Here is a 26,306-nt window from a genome sequence, read left to right as displayed (position 1 = left end):
CGTCGGGGCGTGGCACGCTGGGGCGCATGAGCAGCGAGGAGATCGAACGGTCGACCGCGCGCGTCCGCTTCCCGGGCATCAGCCCCAGGGCGTACGAGCACCCGGTCGACCGGGGGGCGTTGGCGGTCCTGCGCGCGGTGCCGGGCATCGGTCCGGTGTTGCAGGCGGTGGCGGGCGCGTTCACCGAACGCGGCGAGCGGTTGGGTTACCTGGCGTCGAGCATCCGGGTCGGCCCGAAGCAGTACCCGGAGCTGGACCGGCTCCGGCTGGAGGTGGCGGCGACGCTCGACGTCGACCCGGTGCCCGAGCTGTTCGTGCGGCGCGACCCGGTGCCCAACGCGATGAGCCTCGGCATCGACAAGCCGTTCATCGTGCTCACCACGGGCCTGGTCGAGCTGCTCGACCAGGACGGCCTGCGCTTCGCGATCGGCCACGAGATGGGGCACGTGCTGTCCGGGCACGCCCTCTACCAGACGATCCTCCAGCGGCTGATGCAGCTCCAGTACGGCCTGGGCTGGATGCCCGCCGGCTACTGGGCGATCCGCGCGGTCATCGCGGCGCTGTGCGAGTGGTACCGCAAGACCGAGCTGTCCTGCGACCGCGCCGGCCTGCTGTGCGTGCAGGACCCGGCGGCCGCGCTGCGCGTGCACGTGGCCATGGCGGGCGGCATGGACCTGAGCCAGGTCGACACGGCCGAGTTCCTCAAGCAGGCCAAGGAGTACGAGCAGGTCGACGACGTGCGCGACTCGGTGCTCAAGCTGATCCGCACCTGGCCGCTGACGCACCCGCTGGCCGTGGTGCGGGCGGCGGAGCTCCAGAAGTGGGCGGCGGGCGAGGAGTACCGGGCGATCCTGACCGGTGAGTACGAGCGCCGCGAGGCCGACCGGCCGACCGGCGCGTTCGCCGACGACCTCAAGGCGGCGGCCCGGTCCTACAAGGAGTCGGCGGCCGAGTCCGAGGACCCGCTGATGAAGGTCTTCAACGAGTTCGGCGACGTGCTGGCGGGTGCCGCGGGCAAGGTCCGTAGCAAGTTCGGTGGTAATTAGGCTGTTCAGCCGAACGTGATGAGCCGTTCTGGTTAACCTCCTCGTGGATGCCTGGTGATCTACGAGGAGGGGCCGATGCGGCTTGCCGCGTTGATGGTGACTTTGTTGATGGCTCTCGCGGGGACGGCCTCGGCCGACGACCGCGTGGTGGACGACCGCATGGCGGACGACCGGGTGGCGGACGACCGGGTGGTCGGCGGCGAGCGCGTGTCCATCGAGGACCACCCGTGGGTGGTGTACCTGACCGACGCGAGCGGGTTCCAGTTCTGCGGCGGCACGCTGGTCACGCCGACCAAGGTGGTGACCGCCGCGCACTGCGCCGTCGGCCGGACGACCAGGAACACCCGCGTGGTGGTCGGGCGCGGGGACAAGAACAGCGACGAGGGCGAGGTCGTCCGGCTGGCGTCCAGGCCGTGGGTCCACCCCGACTACGTGGCGGCCGACCGCGGTGACGACATCGCGGTGCTGACGCTGCGCGACGCCGTCGACCAGGAGCCCCTGCCGCCGGCCGGCCCGGAGGACGGCGAGCTGTACGCCGAGGGGTCCCGGGCGCGGGTCCTCGGCTGGGGCCGCACCGGCGAGCAGGCCCCGGCGTCGCGGTACCTGCTGGCGGCGACCGTGCCGGTGATGTCGGACGAGGACTGCTCCGCCGCCTACTTCCAGTACGACGAGGCCACGATGACCTGCGCGGGCTACCCGGAGGGCGGGGTGGACACCTGCCAGGGCGACTCGGGCGGTCCGATGGTGGCGGGCGGCAAGCTGATCGGCGTCACCTCGTGGGGCGAGGGTTGCGCGCGCGAGGGCAAGCCGGGCGTCTACAGCCGTGTGGCGGCCTACCACGACGTCCTCCGGGAGCAGCTCGACTCCTGACCGCCGACCCCGTCGCGCGGACCCCGCTGCCCCGGGACCCGCGCGGCGGGCGGCCCGGAGGCCGGGGGGCCGGAGGGGGTGGCTAGAGGACGAGCCCGACCGACATGGTCACGAACACCGTCGCGCACACCGCGTCCAGCGCCGTCGTCACGCCCGGTCGCCGCAGCGAGCCGCCGACGCGCGCCGCGGCCACCACGATCGTCAGCTCCCACAGGGCCGCGAGCCCCAGGAACACCGCCGCGAGCATGCCGAGCTGCCACGTCGGGTCGCCCGTGCCGATGAACTGCGGCAGGAACGCCAGTGAGAACAGCAGCATCTTCGGGTTGGTGATGTTGGTCAGGAACCCCTGCCGGAACGGCCGGTCCGAGGCCACCTCCGCCGTCTCGCCGCCCGAGCGCCGCAGGAGCAGGCCGCGCGCGATGGACAGCGCCAGGTACAGCAGGTAGGCCGCGCCGATCCAGCGCAGCGAGGTCAGCACCGCCGGGTAGCGCGCGATCACCGCGCCGAGGCCCGAGATGACCAGGGCGACCTGGGCGAACGCGGCGGTGTGGATGCCCGCCAGCGCCCACAACCCGGCTCGGGTGCCCGCGCGCATCGAGGTGCGCAGCAGGAGGAAGGCGTCCACCCCGGGCGTCAGCACGACCACCGCGCACGCGATCAGGAACGCCGGGAGCTGGGTGAAGTCCAGGTGCATGGGAAACCCCCCTCGTGATCCGGACAGATCGGCGTGATCTGTCTCTCAAGCCGTCGATTCTTCGGCTCTGAGAGATCGTAACAACAGATTTTCCGGTTTTGATACCCGACTGCCGCTCTCGGTCCCGGTCCGCTACGGTCGGTGCCCGATCGACCACCTGACGTAGAGGGGTACGCCATGCGCATCAGCGCGCCGGTCTTCGCCGTCCTGGTGCTGGTCCTGTCCGCCGTGCCCGCGGACGCAATCGTCGGCGGCCGCGAGGCCCCCGCCGTGCCGTGGGTCGTCGCGCTGGCGGACCGGGCGGGCACCGTGTTCTGCGGCGGCGCGCTGATCGACCGGGACCGGGTCGTCACGGCCGCGCACTGCACGATCGAGCGCACCGCGGTCACGAAGCGCGACCGCCGTCCCGAGGAGCTGACCGCGCTCGTCGGCCGCGCCGACCTCGACGGCGGCGACGGGCACGCCGTCGCGGTCCGGGCCGTCTGGCGGCATCCCGACTTCACCGACGTCGCCGCCGGGCACGACGTGGCGACCCTCACCCTGGCCGAGCCGGTGCCCGTCCGCCCGGTGCGCGTCGCCGACACCGGCCCGGCGCGGGCCACCGTCTACGGCTGGGGCCGCACGGGCGAGCTGAAGGCGCCGAGCAGGCGGCTGCGCCAGGTGGAGGTGCCGATCCGCGCCGACGCCGAGTGCGCCGCCGAGGTTCCCGGCTACCGCCCCGAGGGCATGGTGTGCGCGGGCTACCCCGAGGGCGGCAAGGACGCGTGCGAGGGCGACTCGGGCGGCCCGCTGATCGTGGACGGCGCGCTGGTCGGCGTGGTGTCCTTCGGCCGCGGCTGCGCGCGTCCCGACCAGCCGGGCGTCTACACGAGGCTGAGCCGGTACCTCGACCTGATCTGAGACTGTGGTACCAAAGCCGCGTGAGCCAGCGACCCCACGCCACCCTGCGCAGGCAGTGGTCGGCCGACCTGACCACCGGGCAGCTGTACGCCCTGCTCGCGCTGCGCGTGGACGTGTTCGTGGTCGAGCAGGGCTGCCCCTACCCGGAGCTGGACGGGCGTGACCTGGAGCCCGGCACCCGGCACCTGTGGCTGGAGTCCGCCGGCTCGCCGCACCCGGAGGCGTACCTGAGGCTGCTGGAGGAACCCGGCGGCGGCTTCCGCATCGGCCGCGTCTGCACCGCCCGAGCCGCCCGCGGCCGGGGCCACAGCCGCCGCCTGGTGGACGCCGCGCTCGTCGAGGTCGGCGACGCCGGCTGCGTGCTCGACGCGCAGACCTACGTCGTCGACTTCTACGCGTCGTTCGGCTTCGTGCCGGAGGGCGCGGAGTTCATCGAGGACGGGATACCGCACCAGCGGATGCGCCGGTCTCGCTGATCACCCGTACGGCCCGCTCGACGTCGGCCTCGGTGAGGTCCGCGCGGGCGGTCAACCGGAGCCGGGAGACCTGGTCGGGCACCGACGGCGGCCGGAAGCAGCCGACGACCACGCCCTGCGCGCGGCACGCCTCGGCCCAGCCGAACGCCGCCTCGGCCGACGGTGCCTGGATCGACACCACGGCCGCGGTCGGCGTGCTGACCCGCAGCCCCCTGTCCTTCAGCCGGAACGCGAGGTCCTGGGCCACGCCCAGGGCCCGGGCCGGCCGGTCGGGCTCCTCCCGCAGCACCTTGAGCGCGGCCAGCGCCGCCGCGGTGCTCGACGGCGCGAGGCCGGTGTCGAAGATGAACGTGCGCGCGGTGTCGACGAGGTGCCTGATCACCCGGCCCGGGCCGAGCACCGCGCCGCCCTGCGCGCCGAGCGACTTGGACAGCGTCAGCGTCGTCACCACGTCCGGCGACTTGGCCAGGCCCGCCGCGTGCACCGCGCCGCGCCCGCCCTCGCCGATGACGCCCAGGCCGTGCGCGTCGTCCACGATCAGCGCCGAGTCGTGCTCGCGGCACGCCGCCGCCAGCTCGGCCAGCGGCGCGAGGTCGCCGTCCACCGAGAACACCGAGTCGGTGACGACCAGCGCCCGCCGCTTGCCCCGGGTGGACAGGGCGCGCGCGACCTGCGGCACGTCGCAGTGCCCGGCGACCACGACGTCGGCCTTGGACAGCCGGGTCCCGTCGATGAGCGAGGCGTGGATGTGCTGGTCGGCGACGATCGCGGTGCCCGGCCCGGACAGGGCGGTCAGCACGCCGAGGTTCGCCGCGTAGCCGGAGGAGAACACCAGCGCGGACTGCGCGCCGCAGAAGTTCGCCAGCTCGTACTCCAGCTCGGTGTGCAGCTCGATCGAGCCGGTGACGAGCCGCGAGCCGGTCGAGCCCGCGCCCCAGCGCAGCGAGGCCGCCGCGGCGGCACCCGTGACCCGCTTGTCCCGGGCCAGGCCGAGGTAGTCGTTGGAAGCCAGGTCGAGGTCCGTCGAGTCGGCCGGGCGGGGCCGGACCCGGCGTGACAGACCGGCCTTCGCGCGGGCCTCGGCCCGCGTGTCGATCCAGTCGAACACCGACTCGCCCGTGTGCGCACTCACGCCGGGAGTGTCGCATCCGACGGCTACCGTGCCGGCGTGGACCTCTTCCGGCACGGCCCCGGCGACCTGCGCGAGCTGCGCGCGAACGCCCCGGTCCACCGCGACGGGCGCACCGGGCTGTGGCTGGTCAGCCGGTACGCGGACGTGCGCGCCGCGTTGGCCGACCCGCGCCGGTTCCGCCCGGACAACGCGCTGGACGCGGTGGTCCCGATCCCGCGCCCGGTGCTGCGGACGCTGGCCCGCGCCGGGTTCTCGCTGCCACCGACGCTGGCCAACAACGGCACCCCCACCCACGCCGGCCTGCGCCGGCTGGTGGCCCGCTTCCTCACCCCCGCCCGGGTGGCCGCGCTCGGCCCGCGCGTCGCGGAGCTGACCCGCGAGCGGCTGGACCGGTTGTCCGGTGCCGCCGACCTGCACCCGGCGCTGGCCCGCGACCTGCCCGCGGTCGTGCTGCTGGAGGTCCTGGGCATCCGCGACGTGGACGTCGCCGCGCTCAAGGCGTGGAGCACGGCGTCGCTGGAGCTGTTCTGGGGTGACGTCACCCCGGAGCGGCAGCGCGAGCTGGCCGAGCCCGCCGCCGCGTTCCACCGGTGGCTGACCTCGCGGATCAGGACCGCGGTCGGGGACGACGACCTGTTCGGCGCGCTGCGCACGGCGGGCGTGCCGCCGCGCGACGCCGCCGGCCTGTGCTACTTCCTGCTGGTCGCCGGGCAGGAGACGACGACGCAGCTGCTGTGCGCGGCGTTCCACGCGGTCCTGCGGCACGGCGACCTGTGGTCCCGGCTCGACGAGCCGGGCTTCGCGGCGGCGTGCGTGGAGGAGGTGCTGCGGCGCGAGCCGCCGGTGAGCACGTGGCGGCGGGTGACGGCCGAGCCGGTGACCCTGTCGGGCGTGGCGGTCCCGGCGGGGGCGCCGCTGCTGCTGATGCTGATGGGCAGCGGCTCCGACCCGGAGGTGTTCGACGAGCCGGAGCGGTTCTGCCCGGCCCGCCCGGACAACCGCCGCCACCTGGCCTTCGGCCACGGGCGGCACTTCTGCCCGGGCGCGGGGCTGGCCCGGCTGGAGGCGGAGGTGGTGCTGCGCGAGACCGCCCGCCGCTTCCCGCGCCTGCGGCTCGCCTCGGACGACCCGCCGCCCATGCTCGGCCTGCTGTCGTTCCGCGCGCCGGTGGCCGTCCCGGTGCTGCTGGGGGACGGGACGGGCACGCCGCGGTCCGGGCGGGTGTGACGGCGGTCGCCCCCGCGGCACCGGCCCGGGGCTTGGAGCCCGCCGGGCGAAGTGCGACGATGCCCGGGTTGTAGGGGTGCGCGAGGAAGCCGGTGCGAATCCGGCACGGTCCCGCCACTGTGACCGGTTCACCCCGGGAGTCAGGAACTCGCCCCCCGAGTGATCGTTCACCGGACCCGGGCGTGGACACCCGAGGAAGGACACCGCCGCATGGGCGCGCGTTTCCCCTTTTCCGCCGTCGTCGGCCACGACGACCTCCGCACGGCCCTGCTGCTCAACGCCGTGCACCCCGGTATCGGCGGGGTGCTCGTCCGAGGCGAGAAGGGCACCGCGAAGTCGACCGTGGTCCGCGCCCTCGCCGCGCTGCTGCCGGAGCTGGACGTCGTCCCGGGCTGCCGCTTCGGCTGCGACCCGGCGGCCCCGGCGGACTGCCCCGACGGGCCGCACGGGCCCGGGGTCGAACGCCGGCCCGCCCGGCTGGTCGAACTGCCGGTCGGCGCCACCGAGGACCGACTGATCGGCTCGCTGGACCTGGAGCGCGCCCTCACCGAGGGCGTGCGCGCCTACCAACCCGGCCTGCTGGCCGCCGCGCACCGCGGCGTGCTCTACGTGGACGAGGTCAACCTGCTGCACGACCACCTCGTCGACCTGCTGCTCGACGCCGCCGCCATGGGGCGCGCGCACGTCGAGCGCGAGGGCGTGTCGGTCTCGCACGCCGCGTCGTTCCTGCTCGTGGGCACGATGAACCCCGAGGAGGGCGAACTGCGCCCGCAGCTGCTCGACCGCTTCGGCCTGACCGTCTCGGTGCGGGCGTCGCGGGACGTGGCGACGCGCACCGAGGTCGTGCGCCGCCGGCTGGCCTACGAGGCCGACCCCGAGGGCTTCGCCGCGCGCTGGGAGGCCGAGGACGCCGCGCTCGCCGCGCGGATCGTGGTCGCCCGGTCGCGGCTGGCGTCCGTGGCGCTGCCGGACGCCGAGCTGCGCCGCATCGCGGGCATCTGCGCCGCGTTCGAGGTGGACGGGATGCGCGCCGACCTCGTCGTCGCCCGCACGGCCACCGCGCACGCCGCCTGGCGCGGCGCGGACGAGGTCGCCGAGCAGGACGTGGAGGCCGCCGTCCGCCTCGCGCTGCCGCACCGCAAGCGCCGCGACCCGTTCGACGAGCCCGGTCTGGAGGAGGAGCAGCTCGACGACGCCCTCCGGCAGGGCGAGGAGGCCGCCCGGGAAACCGGGGACGACCCCGACGGCCCCGACGACGGCGGCCCGGACGGGGACGGTCCGGACGGGGGTGGTCCCGACGGCGGCGGCTCGGAGCCGCCCGACGGACCGCTCGGGTCCACTTCGGACACCGACGCGCCGGGAGGCGCCGGCTCGCCGGAGCGCACGCACGCCCCCGCCCCCGCGTTCCGCGCCCGGCTGCTCCAGGTGCCCGGCGTCGGCGAGGGCGCGCCCGGCCGGCGCTCCCGCGCCCGAGCCCGCACCGGCCGCGTGGTCCGACCGTCCACAGTGGACGGATCGGGCCTGCACCTGATCGGCACGCTCGCCGCGGCGGCGCCCCACCAGGCCGGCCGCGGGCGCACCGGACCCGGCCTGGAGCTGCGCGGCGAGGACCTGCGGCGCTCCGTGCGCGAGGGCCGGGAGGGCAACCTCGTGCTGTTCGCCGTCGACGCCTCCGGCTCGATGGCGGCCCGGCAGCGGATGTCCGCCGTCAGCGGCGCCGTGATCTCCCTGCTGCGCGACGCCTACCAGCGGCGCGACAAGGTCGGCGTGGTCACCTTCCGCGGCCGCGAGGCCGTGGTGGCGCTGCCCCCGACCAACTCGGTCGACGCCGCCGCCGCCCGCCTGCGCGCCCTGCGCACCGGTGGGCGCACCCCGCTCGCCGACGGCCTGCTGCGCGCCCGCCGCGTGCTGGAGGTCGAACGCGTCCGCGACCCGCGCCGCCGCCCGCTGCTCGTGCTGCTCACCGACGGCCGTGCCACGGCGAGCGGCACCGGCGGCGACCCGGTGCGCGACGCCCTGCGCGCCGCCGCCCTGCTGGCCTCGGACGGCGTCGCCTCGGTCGTCGTGGACTGCGAGTCCGGGCACGTCAGGCTCGGCCTGGCCGCCCGCGTCGCCGGCGCGCTGGAGGCCGCGTGCCTGCGCCTTGAGGAACTGTCCGCGGACCAGGTCGCCGGCGTCGTGCGCGCCGCGCGCGCCGCCTGAGAGGGGAACGGGAATGCCGCAGGGACAACCGTCCGTCGTGCCCACCGACGGGCTCACCACCCGGCAGCGCCGCAACCGGCCGCTGGTCGTGCTGCACACCGGGGAGATGAAGGGCAAGTCCACCGCCGCGTTCGGCCTCGCCCTGCGCGGGTGGAACCAGGGGTGGTCGATCGGCGTGTTCCAGTTCGTGAAGTCGGCCAAGTGGAAGGTCGGCGAGGAGACGGCGTTCCGCGCCCTGGGCCGGCTGCACGAGGAGACCGGTGAGGGCGGCCCCGTCGAGTGGCACAAGATGGGCGAGGGCTGGTCCTGGTCCCGCAAGCAGGGCACCGAGGACGACCACGCCGAGGCCGCCCGCGAGGGCTGGCGCGAGATCGCCCGCCGGATCGGCGACGCGCGGCACGGCCTGTACGTGCTCGACGAGTTCACCTACCCCCTGCACTGGGGCTGGGTGGACGTGGACGAGGTGGTGGCGACGCTGCGCGACCGGCCCGGCCACCAGCACGTCGTCATCACCGGCAGGCACGCCCCCGCCGCGCTCGTCGAGGCCGCCGACCTGGTGGTGGAGATGACCAAGGTCAAGCACCCGATGGACGCGGGCCAGAAGGGGCAGAAGGGGATCGAGTGGTGAAGCGGCTCGTCGTCGCCGCACCCGCCTCCGGCAGCGGCAAGACGACCGTGGCCACCGGCCTGATGGCGGCGCTGCGGCGCGCCGGCGACCGGGTCGCGCCGTTCAAGGTGGGCCCCGACTACATCGATCCCGGCTACCACTCGGTCGCCACCGGCCGGCCGGGCCGCAACCTGGACGCCGTCATGGTCGGCGAGCACCGCGTGCCGGGCCTGTTCGCGCACGGCGCCCGCGGCTGCGACATCGCCGTCGTCGAGGGCGTGATGGGGCTGTTCGACGGGCGGGTGGACACCGAGGGCGTCGGGTCCACCGCGCACGTCGCCAAGCTGCTGTCCGCGCCCGTGCTGTTCGTGGTCGACGCGCGCGGCCAGAGCCGCAGCCTGGCCGCCCTGCTGCACGGCTTCCGCGGCTACGACCCGACCGTGCGACTGGGCGGCGTGGTGCTCAACCAGGTGGGCTCCGCCCGGCACGAGCAGGTGCTGCGGCAGGCGTGCGCCGAGGTGGGGCTGGAGGTGCTGGGCGTGCTGCCGCGCGACGACGCCTTCGCGCTCCCGTCCCGGCACCTGGGCCTCGTCACCGCCGCCGAGCACGGCGCCGCCGCGGTCGAGGCGGTGGAGGCCATCGCCGACGCCGTCGCCCGGCACGTCGACCTCGACGGCGTCCGGGCCCTCGCCGCGCAGGCGCCCGCGCTGGCCGTGCCGCCCTGGGACCCGGCCGCGGAGGTCGAACCGGTCGTCGGTTCGCCGGTGGTCGCCGTCGCGGGCGGCGCCGCGTTCACCTTCGGCTACGCCGAGCACGTGGAGCTGCTCCGCGCGGCGGGCGCGGACGTCGTCGTGGTCGACCCGCTGCGCGACGAGGCCCTGCCCGCCGGCACGACCGGCCTGGTGCTGCCCGGCGGGTTCCCCGAGCAGCACGCCGCCGAGCTGTCGGCCAACGAGCCGCTGCGCGCCGCCGTCACCTCCCTGGCGCGGTCCGGCGCGCCGGTGCACGCCGAGTGCGGCGGCCTGCTGTACCTGGCCACGTCGCTGGACGGCGCGCCCATGTGCGGGGTGGTCGACGCCGACGGCGCGATGACGGCCCGGCTCACCCTGGGCTACCGCGACGCCGTCGCGCCGCACGACTCGGTGCTGGTCCGCGCGGGCGCCCGGATCACCGGCCACGAGTTCCACCGCACCGCGCTGAGCGTGCCGCACGGGGCGAAGCCCGCCTGGCGGTGGCGCGGCCACGACCAGCGGCCGGTGGCCGAGGGGTTCGTGCTCGGCGGTGTGCACGCGTCGTACCTGCACACCCACCCGGTGTCCGAACCGGGGGTCGTGGCCCGCTTCGCGCGGGCCTGCGCGGCCGCGGCGCCGTGCCGCGAGGCCACTCGTCCGTGGTGACCACCCGCGCGGTACGGTCCTTGCCCACCAAGACGAGCACCTCGTGGGGAGCAGTTGTGATGACTGGTCGGATCAGCTTCGTGGGCGCCGGTCCCGGCGCCGCCGATCTCATCACCGTGCGCGGGGCGAAGCGGATAGCCGAGGCCGACGCGGTGGTGTGGTCGCCCGCGGTCATCGAGGTGGAGGCGGTGCGCGAGCACGCCCGTCCCGACGCGGAGCTGGTCGACTTCTCGCGCGTGCCCGAGATCGAGGTCGTCGAGCTGTACCGCCGCGCGTCGGCGGGCAAGCTGAAGGTCGTGCGGCTGCACGCGGGCGACCCGGCGCTGTGGGGCGGCCTGAACGAGCAGCAGGACACCTGCCGCCGCCTCGGCCTGGACACCGAGGTCGTGCCCGGCGTGTCGCAGGTCTCCGCCGCGGCGGCGGCCGTCGGCCGCGAGCTGACCACCTCGGACGTCGCCCAGTCGCTGGTGCTCGCGGGCCCCGAGACCGCCGAGCACGTCGAGGACTTCGCCGCGCACGGCACCACCATGGCGATCTCCGCCTCCGGCGCCCGCGCCGGCCTGGTGGTCGAGCGGCTGCGCGCCGGCGGGTACCCGGACGAGACGCCCGTCGTGGTGGCGCACAAGGTGTCCCTGCCGGACGAGACGGTCGCGCAGACCACGATCGGCGGCCTGGAGGCGTGCGTGAAGGAGCACAAGCTCTACCGCACCACGCTGTTCCTGGTGGGCGAGGCGCTGGCGCAGCCGCCGGCGCGGCGCCGCTCGCCGTCGGTCGAGGGCGACGAGCCGGTCCGCCGGTCGAAGTGGTCCCGGCGCACCCAGCGGCCCGCGGGCGACTCGGCGTCGGCCGCCGCCTGGTCGGCGGTGCACGAGTGGCAGGAGGCCGCGCGCACCAAGCGCGCCGCGAAGGCCGCCGACCCCGCGGCGCCGGTGCTGGAGCTGGTGGTGGACGAGCCCGCCGCCGGGAGCCCGGCCGCGGAGGGCCCGGCGGTCGAGGGCCCGGTCGCCGAGGACGGGGCCGACGGCCCGCCCGCCGAGCCGAAGCCGAGGACCGTGGTGGCCGCGGCGACCACGCCGAAGCCGGTGGGCGTGCGCGCGAGCACGACGCCGCGCAAACCGGTCGGGTCGCGGGCCAAGAAGAGCAAGCGCGCCAACTGACGTGGACGTCGTCGCGCTGCACGCGTTCGTCACCCGCGCCGGTCGGTCCTGGGACGAGGTGACCGCGGTGGACGCCGCCGCGGTCGGCCCGCGGCACGCGGTCAACGTGTGCCGGGCCCGGCCCGCCGTGGTGGTGTCCGGCGCGGACCCGGCCGAGCTGGCCCGCGACCTCGCCGGGTGGCGCCGCACGCTCGTCGTCGAGTCCGCCGCCGGTCTGTCCACAGTGGACCCTGCCGACGCGGTGGTGCGCCGCTGGGAGGAGCCCGGAGCGGTGCTGTGCCTGGCGGAGAGCGCCTTCGCGCCCTCACCCGGCGGCTGGGCGCTGCCCGACGACGACTTCGCGCACCGCGACGGCATGGTCGCCGTGGCCGAGGTGCGCGCGCTGGTGCTGGCCCGGCTCGCCCCGCGCCCCGGCGTGCTGGTGTGGGACGTCGGCGCGGGACCGGGCGCGGTCGGCGTCGAGTGCGCCCGCCTCGGCGCGGCCGTCGTCGCCGTGGAGCGCGACCCCGTGCAGTGCGTGCGGATCATCGCCAACGCCTCCGCGCACGGCGTGGACGTGCGGGTCGTGGAGGCCGAGCTGGACCGGGCCGGCGAGCTGCCGCGGCCCGACGCCGCGCACGTCGGCGGCGGCGGCGCGGACGCGGTGCGCCACGTCGCCCGCTCCCGCGCCCGGCGGATCGTCGTGACCACGTCCGACCTGGACCGCGTCGTGCCGTCCCGCGACGCCCTGGTGGACGCCGGCTACGAGGTCGAGGGCAGCCAGCTGTCCGCGGCCCGGCTGACCGGCGGGACGCTGCTGGCCACCAACCCGGTGACCGTGCTGTGGGGGAGGAAGAAGGCGTGATCGGCGTGTTCGCCGCGGGCGAGGCGGGCCGGCGGGCCGCCGCGGACCTCGCCGGGCTGCTCGGCCCCGACGCGGTGCTGCCCGACGGACCGGTCGGACCGGCCCTGCGCGCCCTGTGGCCGCGCCTGGGGTCGGCGGTGTTCTTCCTCGGCACGGAGGCGACCGTGCGGCTGGTCGCGCCGCTGGTGCGCGACGAGCGGTCCGATCCCGGCGTGGTGTGCGTGGACGCCGGGTACGCGGTATCGCTGCTGGGCGGCGCGGACGCGCTGGCCGAGCGGGTCGCCGACGTGCTGGGCCTGCGGGCCGTGGTGACCTCCGCCTCGGCCGACTCGCCGCTGGACGAGCTGGTGGAGCTGCTGGACGCCACCGCGGACGGCGACCTGGCCGGGTGCGGCGAGGCCCTGCGGCTCGGCGAACCCGTGCTGCTGCTCAACCCCCTGGGCTTCCCGCTGCCCGCCCTGCCGGACAACGTCCTGCACCGGGGTCGCGGCGCGTGGACGGTCCTGATCGACGACCGCGTGCCGGAGGGCCCGGCGAAGGAGCGCGTGGTGCGGATCGTGCCCCGCACGCTCGTCGTCGGCGTGGGCTCCGGCACGGGCGTGCCGGCGTCCGCCGTGTCCGCCGCGCTCGCCCGGCTGGAGGAGGACGAGGGCCTGGACCTGCGCGCGGTCCGCGCGTTCGCGACGCTGGACCGCAAGGTCGCCGAGCAGGGCATCGCCGACGCCCTGGAGGACTGGGGCTTCTGGCACGGCTCCACCACCGCGCCGCTGCTGGCCTACCCCGGCGAGGAGCTGGCGGTCGTCCCGGTGCCGAACCCGGCGGACCTGGCCATCGGCATCCCCAGCGTGGCCGAGGCGGCGGCGCTGCGCGGCGCGGTGGAGCTGTCCGCGGGCGGCCGGGTGGAGATGGCCGCCGAGAAGGCCAAGGGCGACAACGTCACGGTGGCCGCCGCCCGCGTGCTGCCGCGCGGCAGGCTCGCGCTGGTGGGCCTCGGGCCGGGCGGCGCGGACGACCGCACCCCGCGCGCCGAGGCCGAGCTGCGGCGGGCGTCGGTCGTGGTGGGCAGCGACGAGTGCGTGGCGCAGGTGCGGCACCTGCTGCGGCCGGGCACCCGGGTGCGGGCCGACGGCGCGGTGGGCCTGGCCGAGTCCGGCGCGGCGGTGGCGTTCGTGGGCGCGGGGGAGGGGCCGGTCGTCACGGGCACGGTGCACGCCGACGTCGTCCGCGTCACGGGCGTGCCCAGTCAACTGTGAAGCGGCCCGCAGCCTCCTAAAGGTGGTTGTCGGCTTTGCCGGGTTGGACCTAGGCAGGGAGTAGCGCGCCACCCGGCGCGTCCCTGCACGGAAGGACCGACATGGCGAAAACCCTGCATCGCCTGATCACCGCCCTGGCCGCGGCCGTCGCGGCCGTGGGCCTGATGACCGTCGCGCCCGCGAACGCGCAGACCCCGGACGACGTCTCGACGTTCATCGTCGGCGGGTCGAGGGTGTCCACCAGCACCTACCCGTGGGTGGTGTACCTGGCGACGTCCTCCGGCGGCCAGTTCTGCGGCGGCACGCTGGTCGGCGCGACCAAGGTCGTCACCGCCGCGCACTGCGTGAGCGGCCGCTCGGCGTCCAGCACCCGCGTGGTGCACCGCCGCGACGACAAGCAGAGCACGGCGGGCACCGTGGCCACGGTCAGCCGGATCTGGGTGCACCCGAGCTACCGCACCGCCACCTCCGGCTACGACGTGGCCGTGCTGACCCTGGGCACCAGCCTGCCCTCGCCGTACCTGCCGCTGGCCACGCCGTCCGACACGGCGCTGTACGCGGCGGGCACCAACGCCACCATCCTCGGCTGGGGCACCACCTCCTCGGGCGGCTCGGCGTCGCGCTACCTGCTCGGCGCGACCGTGCCGCTGACCTCGGACGCCACCTGCCGCACGGCGTACGGGTCGAGCTACATCGCCACCGCCATGGTGTGCGCGGGCCGCACGCAGGGCGGCGTGGACACCTGCCAGGGCGACTCCGGCGGCCCCCTGGTCGCGGGCGGCAAGCTGATCGGCGCCACCTCGTGGGGCCGTGGCTGCGCCTCGGCCGGCTACCCCGGCGTGTACGCCCGGATCGCCACGTACTACTCGACGATCACGGCACAGCTGTAGCCGCAGCCGCACGACGACGTGCCCACGTCCGGGTGAGGTCCCGGACGTGGGCACGTCCCGTGTGTTCCATCCGGGGTATGCGCTCACTGCTCGCGACGGTCCTCGTCCTCGCCGCCCTCCCCGCCACCACCGGCGCCGCGTCGGCCGATCCGGAGGGGCTGCGCTCGTGCGGCACGTCGGTGGAGGAGTCGGTCGGCAACGGCTGGTGCAGCGGCAGCGGCACGTTCCGGGTCGTCGTGGCGTGCGACGACAACCGGTTCGCGCGCAGCCCGTGGATCACGATCTCCGGCGGCAAGGGCACGATCGGCGTGTCGTGCCACGGCCCGGCGCGGGCGGTGGGCGCGGAGGTCGAGGAGGCGTAGCCGTCCCACCTGCCGGCGATGTGGGGTACCCACGTTGGACAGGACATGTCCGGTGTGGATGCTTCTACCCATGCACGGTGAACAGCACTACCTCGTGGGTCTGGACCTGACCGGACGGCGGGTCGTCGTCGTGGGCGGGGGCACGGTCGCCCAGCGGCGCCTGCCCAGGCTGGTGGCGGCGGGCGCCAGGGTCGAGGTGATCTCGCCCGAGGTGACCCCGGCGGTCCAGGGCCTCGTGGACGGCGGTGAGGCCGCCTGGCACGCCCGGCCCTACGCGGACGGCGACCTCGACGGCGCCTGGTACGTGCTGGCCTGCACCTCCGACCCGGAGGTGAACGCCCGGATCACCGCCGACGCCGAGGAGCGGCGGGTGTTCTGCGTGCGCGCGGACGTCGCGGTGAAGGGCACCGCCGTGACCCCCGCCGCGGGTGAGCACGACGGCCTGCTGGTGGGTGTCCTCGCGGGCGGGGAGCACCGGCGGTCGGCGGGCGTGCGGGACGGCCTGATCGCCGCCCTGCGCGACGGGTCGATCGCCGACCACCACGACCAGCCGGCGGGCGTCGCCCTGGTCGGCGGCGGCCCCGGCGACCCCGAGCTGATCACGGTGCGCGGCCGGCGGCTGCTGGCCCGCGCGGACGTCGTGGTGGCCGACCGGCTCGCGCCGCGCGAGCTGCTGGACGAGCTGCCGCCGCACGTGGAGGTCGTCGACGCGGCCAAGATCCCCTACGGCCGGGCGGCCACCCAGGACTTCATCAACAGCACGCTCGTGGACAACGCCAAGGCCGGGAAGTTCGTGGTGCGGCTCAAGGGCGGCGACCCGTACGTGTTCGGCCGGGGCTTCGAGGAGCTGATCGCGTGCGCCGAGGCGGGCGTGCCGGTCACCGTCGTGCCCGGCGTGACCAGCGCGTTCGGCGTGCCCGCGCTGGCCGACGTGCCGGTGACGCACCGGGGCGTGGCGCACGAGGTGGTGGTCGTGTCCGGCCACGTCGCCCCGGACGACCCGAGGTCGCTGGTCGACTGGTCGGCCCTGGCCCGGCTGCGCGGCACCGTCGTGATCCTGATGGGCGTGGAGCGGGCGGGCGCGTTCGCGGCGGCGCTGCGGGAGGGCCGGCCCGGCGACACCCCGGTGTCGGTCGTGCAGGAGGGGAGCACCCGCACCGAGAAGGTCGTGCGCTCCACCCTGGACGCCCTGGCCGCGGACCTCGCCGAGCACGGCATCCGCCCGCCCGCGATCATCGTGGTGGGACCGGTGGCGGGTCTCGCCGCGGAGCTGCCCTTCCACTCCTGAGCGGCTCGGCCGACGCGAACACCTCCGTCGTCGCGGCCGACCACGGGGTCGGGCGGGGGTGAGGGCGGCAACCACCCGGGCCTAGGCTGATCGGGTGGCGGTGCAGGTGCGGCTCGCCGGCGTGGGCCTGGCGAGGGTCAGGTTCGCCTACTCGCCGGTGTTCGAGACGGTGATGGCGGTCGACGGGATGCGCGGCCCCCGCGCGCACGCCGTGCACGAGCCGTGGGTGCGGTGGGCGCGGGAGCGGCTGGCCGGCGTCGAGGGCCTGGACGTGCTGCTGGCCCGGCTGGAGGGGCCCGCGAAACCGGCCGACCTGCTGCCGGTGCCGGACGTGCGGGCGCCCGACCTGGAGGCCGAGCTGCGCACCGTGCCGCCGGTGGAGGCGGACGTGATCAGGCGCTGCCACGCGGCGGTCGTCGCACCGCACTGGAAGCGGATCACCGCCGTGCTGGAGGCGGACATCGCCGCGCGCGCCGCCACGCTCGCGGCGCACGGCGTGGAGGCGGTGTTCGCCGAACTGCACCCGGAGGTCACGTGGGCCGACGGCGAGCTCGTGCTGCACCGCAAGCCGGAGCACCGCGTGGACCTCGCCGAGCACGGGCTGGTGCTGTGCCCCAGCGCGTTCTGCTGGCCCAAGGCGTGGATCGCGCTCGACCCCGTCGGCCAGGGGGTGCTGCGGTACCCGGCACGCGGCATCGGGACCCTGTGGGAGGACCGCGACGTGCCGCAGGACCTGGCGGCGCTGCTCGGGCGCACGCGGGCCGGGCTGCTGACGCTCCTGGCGGCGCCGCGCAGCACCACCGACCTGGCGAACGCGCTGCGCGTCACGCCGGGCGCGGTGTCGCAGCACGTCGCCGTGCTGCGGGCGGCCCGCCTGGTGACGACGCGCCGCGAGGGGCGCCACGTGCTGCACATGCGCACCGCCCGCGCCGACGCGCTGCTGGAGTGACAGCGCGAACGCCCGACCCCTGGGGGCCGGGCGTTCGCGGTCTGTCGGTGCTGCGTCGGTGCTGTCGCGTCAGTGCTGGGCGACGCTGCGGCGCGGACGGCCGGAGCCGCCGCCCGAGCGGTCGGGGCGACCGCCGCGGAACTGGCCGCCACCGGCGCGACGCGGGGCGCCGCCACCGCCACCGCGACGGGCGCGGACCGGGACCTCCGGCTCGACGACCGGGACGCCGCTGGGCGTGCGGGCGCCCGTGATGCGGATCAGGTCCTCGTCACCCGGGCGGACCTTGGTGGAGGCCGGCCGGATGCCCGCGCGGGCGGTGAGGCCCTGCACGGCGCGGCGCTGGTCGTGCGTGACGAGCGTGACGACCGTGCCCGACTGGCCCGCGCGCGCCGTGCGACCGGCGCGGTGCAGGTAGTCCTTGGGGTCGGCCGGCGGGTCGACGTGGACGACCAGGCTCACGTCGTCGACGTGGATGCCGCGCGCCGCCACGTCCGTGGCGACCAGGACCGGCATGGAGCCCTCGCGGAACTGGCCGAGCACGCGGGTCCGGGCGCTCTGCGCCTTGCCGCCGTGCAGCGCGCCCGCGTGGACGCCCATCGACCGCAGCTTCTTGGCCAGGCGGTCGACGTGGTGCTTGGTGCGCACGAACATGATCGTCCGACCCTCGCGGGCGGCGACCTCGGTCACCACGTTCTGCTTGTCCTCGGCGGACACGAACAGCAGGTGGTGCTCCATCGTCGTGACGCTGCCGGTGGCCGCCGCGACCGAGTGCACGACCGGGTCGTGCAGGTACTGGCGGACCAGCTTGTCCACGTCGCCGTCGAGCGTCGCGGAGAACAGCAGGCGCTGCCCGTCCTGCGGCGTCAGGTCGAGGATGGCCCGGACCTGGGGCATGAAGCCCATGTCCGCCATCTGGTCGGCCTCGTCGAGCGCGGTGAACATGACCTCGGACAGGTCGGCCGTGCCCTGCCGCACGTGGTCGGACAGCCGACCCGGCGTGGCGATCAGCAGGTCGACGCCGCGGCGCAGACCGTCGATCTGGCGGGGGAACGACGTGCCGCCGACGATGGTCCGGCACCACAGGCCGAGGGAGCGCGCGAACGGGGACAGCGCCTCCTCCACCTGCATGGCCAGCTCGCGGGTCGGCACCAGCACGAGGGCGCGCGGCTTGAGCGGCTTGGCCCGGCCACCGGCCAGGCGGGACAGCAGGGCCAGGCCGAAGGCGAGCGTCTTGCCCGAGCCGGTCTGGCCGCGGCCCAGGACGTCACGGCCCGCCATCGCGTCGGGCAGGGTGGCCGCCTGGATGGGGAACGGCTCGGTGATGCCGGCCTTGATCAGCGCGGCCAGCAGTTCGTCGGCGAGGCCCAACTCGGCGAACGAGGGCAGCGGGCCGTCCGGGATGATGTTCTCGACGTCGTCGAACATGGTGGTCGTCTGCTCCACGACGGAGGCGGGACGACGGTTGCCCTGGCCAGGGCGCCTGGTACGGGTCTTGCGGAACTGCGGGCGCTCGGAACGGCCTTGGGACATGGTGGGCAAATCAAACCTCCGGGACAAGGCACGTCTCGGAGATTGCTCTGCATCTGCTGCGCAGGCGCGAATCGCGGGGACGGGCCCGGCGCGCGGACCGCGCCGATAGTGGTTGGAAGCACCACCGGCCACTCGGGCGGCCTGGGGCGCTTCGTGGCGCCACCGGGCGGTGCACCACTCAGTCTAGCCGATCACGCGCCGGAGTTCGTCACGGCCGTGGTGTCGTGGCGCACACGGGGCGGGTAAACCCAGGTCGGCGCCCGCCCCGGCGGGCGCCGACCCGGATCGTCACCGCATTCCTGCGGTCTCCAGCAGCGACGCCGTGACGGCCGACGGATCGACCAGCTCCGGCTCCAGGCCGCGAGCGGTGAACCAGGCCGCGACGTTGCGCACGTCGCGCTCCAGGAACTCCGGCCCCCGCGGGTTGGCGACCACGTCCACCACCTGCGGCAGGTCGATCACGACGAGCCGGCCGTCGTGGACCATCAGGTTGAACGCGGACAGGTCGCCGTGCGCGAGGCCCGCCGAGGCCATCACGTCCAGCGCGTCGACCAGTTGCCGCCACAGGTCGAGCAGCTCGCCGGGCTCCGGGCGCAGCTGCGCCAGCCTGGGCGCCGCCGTCCCGTCGGTGCCGACGAACTCCAGCAGCAGCTCGGTGCCGTCCCGCTGCACCGGGTAGGGCACCGGGGCACCCAGCAGGTACAGCGTGGTCAGCGCCGCGAACTCGGCCACCGCCCACCGCTCGGCGATGAGGTTGCGGCCGAACGCGCTGCGGTTGCCCATCGCCCGCATCTCGCGGGACCGCCGCATGCGACGGCCCTCCAGGTAACCGGCGTCCCGGTGGAACAGCCGGTGGTCGTTGCCGCGGTACCGCTTCGCGGCCAGCAGGCACGCGCGGTCGGTGCCGGGCGTGGACCGCTCCAGCAGGAAGACGTCCGCCTCCTTGCCGGTCTTCACGACCCCCAGCTCGCGGTCCACCGCGGACAGGTCCGTGACCAGCCACGACGGGTACGGCTCGGGGCCCTGGTCGGCGTCGCCCCAGGTCGACCAGCGGTCGCCGTCGGGCGGCGCGTCCTCGACCGCCACGTCCTCGCGGACCTGCGCCAGGCGGTCCTTGGCCTCTTCGGTGAGGCGGCCCCGGCGGACCGGGTCCACGTCCTCGCGGCGGCGTGCCCGCCAGGCCTTCTTCGACTGCCAGCGCAGGTCGTCGGCGTGCTCGAAGTGGTCGTGGTCGTCGTCGTGCTCAGCGTTGTGCTCGCGCACCGGATGTGCTCCAGGTGAGGTCGGGGTGGTCGCCCCTCCCACCCGGCGCGGTGCCGAAGTGGTCCGCGTCAGGCGGGCGGGGCGAGCGGACGGGTCGGTGCCACGTCCCGGACGGCAATGGCCATCTGGCACCTCCTCTGGTCCGCCGCGGCGTCCACCGCCGGCGCTGCAACGCGTTCCCGCACAGGGTGCCGCGCGTCCCGGCGCGGCCGCAACCGGATTACCGCGACCTGTCCACGCGGTAGCTGGCGCGGTTGCCCAGCCACGCCGCCCCCAGTTCGCCCATCACCAGCGAGTCGTGCCGCAGCACGCGCTCGTCGTGCCACTGCGCGGCCCTCGGCGCGGTCGCGAGCATCCGCTGCCGGGCCGTCGAGCTGAACTCCACCAGCGCGTCGAGCGCCTCGTCCACCTCGTCCGCGGCCAGCGGGCGCGGTAACCCGTCACCGGGCAGGGCGAGCGCGGTGCCGGTGAACGTCGCCGACGTGCCGAAGTCCCGCGCCAACTGGTGCTCCACCGACTCGGCGTTGCGCTGCCGCTGTCCCCACCGCCCGTCCACCGCGCCCAGCCGCAGGCCGAGCAGCCGGGCCAGGCACAGCCCCGACCAGACCAGCTTCAACGCCTCGGGCGCGTCGAGCGGTCCGGCCCGCAGGTCCTCGGAGATCCCTCTCAGGAGGGCGGGCGTCACGGTCTCGGCAGGCGTGTCGCCGGGTGTGTCGGGGCTCACGCGCGCCATTCTGGCACCCGTGTCACCGGTGGTCACAACCCGACGCGCTCCGTCACGCGTTCGGCGGGCGACCCGGGGGAAGACCGCGGGGCCGCGCTCACCCGCCCGCCCCGACGACGAGGTCCGCCGTCGCCGGCCCGGTCACCTCGACCCGCAGGCCGGCCCGCACCGCGACCCTCGCCAGCGCCCGCAGGTCGCCCGGCTCGGCGCGCGACTTCACCAGCGCGTGCGCGAGCCGGCCCTTGTGGGCCTTGTTGAAGTGGCTGACCGCGACCCGCCGCCCGCCCCCGCCCTCGGTGACCACCCTGACCACCGCCGCGCCGGGCACCCGGGCCAGCGAGTTGTACGGGCTCGACCGCAGGTCCACCACGAACCCGCCGCCCGCCAGCACGGGCTCCAGCGCGGGCCGCCACAGCGCGCCCAGCGGGCCCACCGACGGCAGCGCGCTGCCGCCCGACAGCCGGTAGGCCGGGATCGGGTCGCCGCCGCCGACCAGCCCGAACAGCGCCGAGGCCACCGCCAGCCGCCCGAACGCCCGCGCCCGCTCGACCCTGGTGAACGAGTCGAGCGCGAGCGCGTCGTACAGCACACCGGTGTACCGGGCGAGCGCGGGCATCGTCGGCGACCCGCGCAGCCGGGCGTTGCGCTCCACCTCCCCGACCTGCCGCTCGGACAGCCCGAGCGCGGCCAGGGCGGCGGGCACGTCGGCCGCCAGTTCGACGAGGGCGTCCACCAGCTTCGCCCGCACCGGCGTCAGCTCGGGGTGCGAGAGCAGGTCGAGGTCGAGCGGCGCGCCGGAACCACCGACGGCCTTGGTCTCCGACGGGGGGAGCAACACCAGCACGACCGGGCAGCCTAGTGCCCCGCCCCCCGGACGCCGGGCACGAGGCGGAACCCGTTGGAACTGGGCAGACGCCGTTCACTACCCTGGCCGGACCACCAGCGCCACGAGGAGCACCCACCGTGATCACGAGGATGTCGTCGCTGTTCCTGCGCACCCTGCGCGAGGACCCGGCCGACGCCGAAGTCCCCAGCCACAAGCTGCTGGTCCGCGCCGGGTACGTCCGGCGGGTCGCACCGGGCGGCTACTCGTGGCTGCCGCTGGGTCTGCGGGTGCTGCGCAACATCGAGCAGGTGGTGCGCGAGGAGATGGACGCCTTCGGCGCGCAGGAGATCCAGTTCCCCGCGCTGCTGCCGAAGGAGCCCTACGAGGCCACCAACCGGTGGACCGAGTACGGCCCCAACATCTTCCGCCTCAAGGACCGCAAGGGCGCCGACTACCTGCTCGGCCCCACGCACGAGGAGCTGTTCGCCCTCACCGTGAAGGGCGAGTACTCCTCCTACAAGGACTACCCGGTCACGCTCTACCAGATCCAGACCAAGTACCGCGACGAGGCGCGTCCCCGCGCGGGCATCCTGCGCGGGCGCGAGTTCGTCATGAAGGACTCCTACTCGTTCGACCTCACCGACGAGGGCCTGGCCCACTCGTACCGGCAGCACCGCGACGCCTACATCCGCATCTTCGACCGGCTGGGCATGGAGTACGTGATCGTCTCCGCCACGTCGGGCGCGATGGGCGGCTCGGCGTCCGAGGAGTTCCTGGCGGTCGCGCCCACCGGCGAGGACACCTTCGTGCGCAGCACGGAGTCCGCCTACGCGGCGAACGTCGAGGCGGTCACCACGCCCGCGCCCCCCGAGCAGGACCCGGCGACCAAGCCGGAGGCGCAGGTCCACCACACGCCCGACACCCCGACCATCGAGAGCCTGGTCGCGGTCCTCAACGCCAACACCGACCGCACCTTCACCGCCGCGGACACCCTCAAGAACGTCCTGGTGAAGACCAGGGTCCCCGGCGGCGACTGGGAGCTGCTGGCGATCGGCCTGCCCGGCGACCGCGAGGTGGACTTCAAGCGCCTGGAGGCGGCGCTGGAGCCCGCCGAGATCGCGATGCTGGAGGACAAGGACTTCGCCCGCAACGCGTTCCTGGTCAAGGGCTACATCGGTCCGGCCGCGCTCCAGGCCAACGGCGTGCGGTACCTGACCGACCCGCGGGTCGTGCGCGGCACGGCGTGGGTGACCGGCGCGGACAAGGCCGACCACCACGTGGTGGACCTGGTCGCGGGCCGCGACTTCACCCCCGACGGCGTGATCGACGTCGCCGAGGTCCGCGAGGGCGACCCGTCGCCCGACGGCCGGGGCGTGCTGGTGGCCGCGCGCGGCATCGAGATCGGGCACATCTTCCAGCTCGGCCGCAAGTACGCCGACGCGTTCCAGCTCGACGCGCTGGGCCCGGACAGCAGGCCCGTCCGCATCACCATGGGCTCCTACGGCATCGGCGTGTCCCGCCTGGTCGCGGCCATCGCCGAGCAGAGCCACGACGAGCGCGGCCTGATCTGGCCCCGCAACGTGGCGCCGTACGACGTGCACCTGGTCGTCGCGGGCAAGGACGAGACCCTGCTCTCCGGCGGGGAGAAGCTGGCCGCCGAGCTGTCCGCGCGGGGCGTGAAGGTGCTGCTGGACGACCGCAAGGCCAGCCCCGGCGTGAAGTTCGCCGACGCCGAGCTGATCGGCGTGCCCACGATCCTCGTGGTCGGCCGCGGCCTGGTGAACGGCGTGGTCGAGGTCAAGGACCGCCGCTCCGGCGAGCGCGTCGAGGTGCCGGTGGACGGCGCCGTGCAGCACCTCGTCGACGTCGTGAAGGGCTAGGGGGCAGGGCTAGGGGTCAGGGGAGGACGGCCGCCAGCACGGCGTCCGTGTCGGACAGGTCGGCGAGCACCACGTGCGCGCCGGCCTCCCGCAGCTCCTCCGCGCTGCTGCGGCCCGTCGCCACGCCCACGGCGACGGCGTCGTGGTGCAGCGCCGCCCGCACGTCGTGCGGCGTGTCCCCGACGACCACGGCGCGGAACTCGCGGCCGTGCTTGGCCGACGCCAGCCGCACGGCCTCCAGCACCAGCTCGGGTCGGTGCTCGGACAGCCTGCCGTAGCCGCCGATGTCGAAGTCCAGGTGCTCGTCCAGGCCGAACGGGGCGAGCTTGAACCGGGCGATCTCCACCAGGTTCCCGGTCACCAGGGTCTGCACGACGTCGTCGCGCCGGGCGAGCGCCCGCACCACCTCCAGCGCGCCGGGCAGCGCCCGGCCGCGCTCGGTCAGCAGCCTGTGCTCCCGCCGCGCCGCGTCGATCAGCTCGGCGTGCAGCCGGGCGATCAGCTCCTCGGTGGCCTCCAGCTCGTGCAGCGCCAGCAGCTCCAGCGTGATGGCGCGCTCGGTGCGCCCGGCGAAGTCCGGCTCGCGCACCATGTCCCGGCCGGCCGCCGCGCGCAGCGCCGTCCGGTACCAGTCGACGCCGAGCCCGCCCGCGTCGACCAGGGTGCGGTCGATGTCCCACAGCACCAGCGTGTTCACGGCAGCCGCACGCTCCCCAGGATGCGTTCCACGTCGTCCTCCGACGGTCCCTCGGCCACGTGCGGACCGCCCTCGGCGACGTTGAGGGCGAACACCGCCACCTCGCCGCCGTCGCGCAGCGCCACCGCCGTGATCCTCGCCTTCGGCGCGAAGCAGGCGTTCGCCGCCTCCGGCGTCACCTCGACGCTCACCACGACCCGGTCGCCGTCGCCCTCGACCCGCGGTTCGCCGATCGTCGGCGCGGCGCCGTTCACCGTGTAGCCGCTCGCCGCGAGCCGGTTCACCAGCTCGGTGCCGACCTGCTCGGGGTCGTCCTCCACGAGCGACCCGGCGACGGCCTGGGCCTGGATCATGTTCCGCCCCTGGCACTCGAACGGCCGCGACACGTACGACGAGCCCAGCGCGATCCGCCCGGACGCGCCGCCGCCCTGCGACTCCCAGTCCGGCGGCAGCTCGTAGACCACCCCGGACCGGGAGTCCTCCACGACCTGCCACGGCGGAGCCGCGGGGGCCGACGACGACGGGGCGGCGGGCTCGTCACCGGAGTTCACCGCGACCAGGGCCACCGCGCCGCCCGCCGCCAGCACGCCGACGACGCCGAGCGCCACCCACAGCGGCGCGCGGTTCGGCTTCCGAGGAGGCGGTGGGGGCTGGTAGACCCCGAAACCGGTGTAGCTCACCGGGCCAGCGGCTTCACGGAGTCCACCATGGCCTGGAGGTCGGCCTCGGTGGGCGGCGCGGGCTGGGCGGGACCGCCCTCCAGGTCGCCGTTGGCCATGAACACGTGGAAGCCGGGGTCGCCCCGGAGCACGAGGACCTTCACCATGCCCTTGGTGGCGAGGCACTCGTCGCCCGAGGTGGTGATGGTCGCGTCGACCTGCACGCCCTCGACCTCGCCCGCCAGCTTCACCGGCTTCGGCTCGCCGAGCTTCACGTCGAACCGCGGCGCCGAGTTGTAGAACTGGGTGCCGAGCCTCTGCGCGAAGTCCTTGGCCACCGCCGCCAGGTCGCCCGCCGGCACGACCACGCCGCCCGCGCCGCCGCGGGTGAACCCGTTGCCGCCGCAGTCGTAGGCGCCGGTCAGCGTGAGGCCGGTGAGCTTCACCCCGTCCAGGCCCTCGACGTTCGCCGACCCCGCCGCCGGGGACCAGCCCTTGGGCACGTCGTAGCTGTAGGACAGGGCGGGCACGGGCAGGCAGTTCCAGTCCCGCTTCGCCGCCTCGCACGACGGCCCGGCCTCGGTCGTCCGCGTCGTGGTGGGGGCGGACGACCGGGTGGTCGTCGTGGTCGGCGCGCTGCTCGACGTCTGCGCGACCGGCGTGGACCCGGACCGGGTCACGAAGAACGCCGTCAGCCCGCCGGCGAGGAGCACCACCGCGGCGACCGCGACGGCGATCCACACCTTCGTCCGGTCCTTGCGCGGCGGCTCGTCCCCGCCGGAGAACACGCCGAGCCCGCCGTAGGACCCGAAGCCCTGCTGCGGGTACTCCTGCTGCGGGTACTGCTGCTGCGGGTACCCGCCGTACGGCGGTTGCTGCGGTTGCGGCTGCTGATGGCCCCAGTCGCCCTGGTTGCCCTGGTTGGACTGGCCGCCCCAGCCGGTCTGCCCGTCACCTGGGTACGTCACCGGTGAACCGTACCCCGACACCGCCGGCCGGGAGGCCGGGTCACCCCGGCAGGAAGCTCAGCCGCACCGTGCGCACGGGGTTGTCGACGTTGGTGTCCACCAGGCACACCGACTGCCACGTGCCGAGCGCGAGCACGCCGCCCAGCACCGGGATGGTCGCGTACGGCGCCACGAGGGCGGGCAGCACGTGGTCGCGGCCGTGCCCGGGCGTCCCGTGCCGGTGCCGCCACCGGCCGTCGGCGGGGAGCAGGTCCTCCAGCGCGGCCAGCAGGTCGTCGTCGCTGCCCGCCCCGGTCTCCAGCACGGCGAGGCCCGCGGTGGCGTGCGGCACCCACACGTGCAGCAGCCCGTCGCCCCCGACGTCGGCCAGGAACTCCTCGCACACCCGCGTCAGGTCGTGGACGACCCGCTCGGACCCGGTGCGGACCTCGATCTCTTCGCTGCGCATGACCCCATACCTTGCCC

The 26,306-nt window shown here is 75.4% G+C and carries 26 protein-coding genes and 1 riboswitch; of the genes, 16 read left to right on the top strand and 10 right to left on the bottom strand.

Going from position 1 to position 26,306, the window contains the following annotated elements; genetic code table 11:
- The first annotated feature begins 26 nt into the window (after positions 1–26).
- Positions 27–1,046, top strand: a complete 1,020-nt coding sequence (locus J2S66_RS22160) for a M48 family metallopeptidase (protein ID WP_310309153.1) — start codon at positions 27–29, stop codon at positions 1,044–1,046.
- A 54-nt stretch (positions 1,047–1,100) separates the two neighbouring features.
- Positions 1,101–1,916: a S1 family peptidase gene (locus J2S66_RS22155; RefSeq protein WP_310309152.1), complete on the top strand. Its 816-nt coding sequence runs from the start codon at positions 1,101–1,103 to the stop codon at positions 1,914–1,916.
- Positions 1,917–1,998: 82 nt separating this feature from the next.
- Here J2S66_RS22155 and J2S66_RS22150 read toward each other — a convergent pair whose 3' ends face one another.
- Entirely contained in the window at positions 1,999–2,610 is a 612-nt protein-coding gene (locus J2S66_RS22150; protein WP_310309151.1) for a LysE family translocator, read from the bottom strand.
- A gap of 177 nt (positions 2,611–2,787) precedes the next feature.
- Here J2S66_RS22150 and J2S66_RS22145 point away from each other — a divergent pair, with 177 nt between their 5' ends.
- Positions 2,788–3,510: a serine protease gene (locus J2S66_RS22145; RefSeq protein ID WP_310309150.1), complete on the top strand. Its 723-nt coding sequence runs from the start codon at positions 2,788–2,790 to the stop codon at positions 3,508–3,510.
- Between the two features lie 20 nt (positions 3,511–3,530).
- Positions 3,531–3,986 (top strand): GNAT family N-acetyltransferase, encoded by a 456-nt coding sequence (locus tag J2S66_RS22140; protein ID WP_310309149.1) that lies wholly within the window; start codon positions 3,531–3,533, stop codon positions 3,984–3,986.
- Here J2S66_RS22140 and J2S66_RS22135 read toward each other — a convergent pair.
- Complete coding sequence (locus tag J2S66_RS22135) at positions 3,940–5,118, bottom strand: 8-amino-7-oxononanoate synthase (RefSeq protein ID WP_310309148.1); 1,179 nt, start codon at positions 5,116–5,118, stop codon at positions 3,940–3,942. The genes J2S66_RS22140 and J2S66_RS22135 overlap by 47 nt on opposite strands.
- 36 nt (positions 5,119–5,154) lie before the next feature.
- Between J2S66_RS22135 and J2S66_RS22130 the strand changes: the two genes are divergently transcribed.
- The 11 genes from J2S66_RS22130 to J2S66_RS22080 all read left to right on the top strand — a co-directional run bounded on the left by J2S66_RS22130 (position 5,155) and on the right by J2S66_RS22080 (position 17,294).
- The gene (locus tag J2S66_RS22130; protein ID WP_310309147.1) at positions 5,155–6,345 is read left to right on the top strand and encodes a cytochrome P450; all 1,191 of its coding nucleotides are present in this window, start codon (positions 5,155–5,157) and stop codon (positions 6,343–6,345) included.
- Between the two features lie 51 nt (positions 6,346–6,396).
- Positions 6,397–6,515, top strand: a riboswitch (cobalamin riboswitch).
- A gap of 40 nt (positions 6,516–6,555) precedes the next feature.
- Positions 6,556–8,547 carry a putative cobaltochelatase gene (locus J2S66_RS22125; protein ID WP_310309145.1) on the top strand — a complete coding sequence of 664 codons (1,992 nt, stop codon included), beginning with the start codon at positions 6,556–6,558 and terminating at the stop codon, positions 8,545–8,547.
- Positions 8,548–8,560: 13 nt separating this feature from the next.
- A complete protein-coding gene (gene cobO, locus J2S66_RS22120) occupies positions 8,561–9,175 on the top strand; it encodes a cob(I)yrinic acid a,c-diamide adenosyltransferase (protein WP_306747566.1) in 615 nt (204 codons plus the stop codon).
- A complete protein-coding gene (locus tag J2S66_RS22115; protein WP_310309144.1) occupies positions 9,172–10,551 on the top strand; it encodes a cobyrinic acid a,c-diamide synthase CobB in 1,380 nt (459 codons plus the stop codon). The genes cobO and J2S66_RS22115 overlap by 4 nt, the downstream gene beginning before the upstream one ends.
- Positions 10,552–10,610: 59 nt before the next feature.
- Positions 10,611–11,708, top strand: coding sequence for a cobalt-precorrin-4/precorrin-4 C(11)-methyltransferase (locus tag J2S66_RS22110; protein WP_310309143.1), 1,098 nt, complete (start codon positions 10,611–10,613; stop codon positions 11,706–11,708).
- Position 11,709: 1 nt separating this feature from the next.
- A complete protein-coding gene (locus tag J2S66_RS22105; protein WP_310309142.1) occupies positions 11,710–12,552 on the top strand; it encodes a bifunctional cobalt-precorrin-7 (C(5))-methyltransferase/cobalt-precorrin-6B (C(15))-methyltransferase in 843 nt (280 codons plus the stop codon).
- The gene (locus J2S66_RS22100; protein ID WP_310309141.1) at positions 12,549–13,805 is read left to right on the top strand and encodes a cobalamin biosynthesis protein; all 1,257 of its coding nucleotides are present in this window, start codon (positions 12,549–12,551) and stop codon (positions 13,803–13,805) included. Before J2S66_RS22105 ends, J2S66_RS22100 begins: the two co-directional genes overlap by 4 nt.
- Before the next feature lie 101 nt (positions 13,806–13,906).
- Positions 13,907–14,695: a S1 family peptidase gene (locus J2S66_RS22095; protein ID WP_310309140.1), complete on the top strand. Its 789-nt coding sequence runs from the start codon at positions 13,907–13,909 to the stop codon at positions 14,693–14,695.
- Between the two features lie 77 nt (positions 14,696–14,772).
- The gene (locus tag J2S66_RS22090; protein ID WP_310309139.1) at positions 14,773–15,057 is read left to right on the top strand and encodes a hypothetical protein; all 285 of its coding nucleotides are present in this window, start codon (positions 14,773–14,775) and stop codon (positions 15,055–15,057) included.
- 70 nt (positions 15,058–15,127) lie between these two features.
- Positions 15,128–16,345: a uroporphyrinogen-III C-methyltransferase gene (gene cobA / locus J2S66_RS22085; RefSeq protein ID WP_310309137.1), complete on the top strand. Its 1,218-nt coding sequence runs from the start codon at positions 15,128–15,130 to the stop codon at positions 16,343–16,345.
- Positions 16,346–16,439: 94 nt separating this feature from the next.
- Entirely contained in the window at positions 16,440–17,294 is an 855-nt protein-coding gene (locus J2S66_RS22080; RefSeq protein WP_310309135.1) for an ArsR/SmtB family transcription factor, read from the top strand.
- A 69-nt stretch (positions 17,295–17,363) separates the two neighbouring features.
- Here the strand turns inward: J2S66_RS22080 and J2S66_RS22075 are convergent, their stop codons facing one another.
- The 4 genes from J2S66_RS22075 to yaaA form a co-directional block, all read right to left on the bottom strand.
- Positions 17,364–18,824, bottom strand: a complete 1,461-nt coding sequence (locus J2S66_RS22075) for a DEAD/DEAH box helicase (RefSeq protein WP_374726111.1) — start codon at positions 18,822–18,824, stop codon at positions 17,364–17,366.
- A 288-nt stretch (positions 18,825–19,112) separates the two neighbouring features.
- Positions 19,113–20,027, bottom strand: coding sequence for a serine protein kinase RIO (locus J2S66_RS22070; protein ID WP_310314986.1), 915 nt, complete (start codon positions 20,025–20,027; stop codon positions 19,113–19,115).
- 280 nt (positions 20,028–20,307) lie between these two features.
- Positions 20,308–20,811, bottom strand: coding sequence for a hypothetical protein (locus tag J2S66_RS22065; RefSeq protein ID WP_310309134.1), 504 nt, complete (start codon positions 20,809–20,811; stop codon positions 20,308–20,310).
- Positions 20,812–20,908: 97 nt separating this feature from the next.
- Positions 20,909–21,655, bottom strand: a complete 747-nt coding sequence (yaaA, locus tag J2S66_RS22060) for a peroxide stress protein YaaA (protein ID WP_310309133.1) — start codon at positions 21,653–21,655, stop codon at positions 20,909–20,911.
- Between the two features lie 119 nt (positions 21,656–21,774).
- Between yaaA and J2S66_RS22055 the strand changes: the two genes are divergently transcribed.
- Positions 21,775–23,517, top strand: a complete 1,743-nt coding sequence (locus J2S66_RS22055; RefSeq protein ID WP_310309132.1) for a proline--tRNA ligase — start codon at positions 21,775–21,777, stop codon at positions 23,515–23,517.
- Between the two features lie 16 nt (positions 23,518–23,533).
- Here J2S66_RS22055 and J2S66_RS22050 read toward each other — a convergent pair whose 3' ends face one another.
- The 4 genes from J2S66_RS22050 to J2S66_RS22035 are packed head-to-tail and all read right to left on the bottom strand — an operon-like array spanning position 23,534 to position 26,289.
- A complete protein-coding gene (locus J2S66_RS22050; protein ID WP_310309131.1) occupies positions 23,534–24,214 on the bottom strand; it encodes an HAD family hydrolase in 681 nt (226 codons plus the stop codon).
- The gene (locus tag J2S66_RS22045; protein WP_310309130.1) at positions 24,211–24,894 is read right to left on the bottom strand and encodes a DUF8017 domain-containing protein; all 684 of its coding nucleotides are present in this window, start codon (positions 24,892–24,894) and stop codon (positions 24,211–24,213) included. Before J2S66_RS22045 ends, J2S66_RS22050 begins: the two co-directional genes overlap by 4 nt.
- Complete coding sequence (locus J2S66_RS22040; protein ID WP_310309129.1) at positions 24,891–25,841, bottom strand: DUF8017 domain-containing protein; 951 nt, start codon at positions 25,839–25,841, stop codon at positions 24,891–24,893. The genes J2S66_RS22045 and J2S66_RS22040 overlap by 4 nt, the downstream gene beginning before the upstream one ends.
- A gap of 40 nt (positions 25,842–25,881) precedes the next feature.
- Positions 25,882–26,289: a YjbQ family protein gene (locus J2S66_RS22035; protein WP_310309128.1), complete on the bottom strand. Its 408-nt coding sequence runs from the start codon at positions 26,287–26,289 to the stop codon at positions 25,882–25,884.
- Positions 26,290–26,306: the final 17 nt, after the last annotated feature.

This window comes from Saccharothrix longispora (assembly GCF_031455225.1).
Lineage (GTDB): Bacteria > Actinomycetota > Actinomycetes > Mycobacteriales > Pseudonocardiaceae > Actinosynnema > Actinosynnema longispora.
This window is presented reverse-complemented; position numbering and strand designations above follow the sequence as displayed.

Excerpts from the sequence above, each read along its gene's own strand:
- J2S66_RS22160 (WP_310309153.1), top strand. The coding sequence starts at position 27 with ATGAGCAGCGAGGAGATCGAACGGTCGACCGCGCGCGTCCGCTTCCCG.
- J2S66_RS22150 (WP_310309151.1), bottom strand. The coding sequence starts at position 2,610 with ATGCACCTGGACTTCACCCAGCTCCCGGCGTTCCTGATCGCGTGCGCG.
- J2S66_RS22145 (WP_310309150.1), top strand. The coding sequence starts at position 2,788 with ATGCGCATCAGCGCGCCGGTCTTCGCCGTCCTGGTGCTGGTCCTGTCC.
- J2S66_RS22125 (WP_310309145.1), top strand. The coding sequence starts at position 6,556 with ATGGGCGCGCGTTTCCCCTTTTCCGCCGTCGTCGGCCACGACGACCTC.
- cobO (WP_306747566.1), top strand. The coding sequence starts at position 8,561 with ATGCCGCAGGGACAACCGTCCGTCGTGCCCACCGACGGGCTCACCACC.
- J2S66_RS22110 (WP_310309143.1), top strand. The coding sequence starts at position 10,611 with ATGACTGGTCGGATCAGCTTCGTGGGCGCCGGTCCCGGCGCCGCCGAT.
- J2S66_RS22095 (WP_310309140.1), top strand. The coding sequence starts at position 13,907 with ATGGCGAAAACCCTGCATCGCCTGATCACCGCCCTGGCCGCGGCCGTC.
- J2S66_RS22090 (WP_310309139.1), top strand. The coding sequence starts at position 14,773 with ATGCGCTCACTGCTCGCGACGGTCCTCGTCCTCGCCGCCCTCCCCGCC.
- cobA (WP_310309137.1), top strand. The coding sequence starts at position 15,128 with ATGCACGGTGAACAGCACTACCTCGTGGGTCTGGACCTGACCGGACGG.
- J2S66_RS22075 (WP_374726111.1), bottom strand. The coding sequence starts at position 18,824 with ATGTCCCAAGGCCGTTCCGAGCGCCCGCAGTTCCGCAAGACCCGTACC.
- J2S66_RS22035 (WP_310309128.1), bottom strand. The coding sequence starts at position 26,289 with ATGCGCAGCGAAGAGATCGAGGTCCGCACCGGGTCCGAGCGGGTCGTC.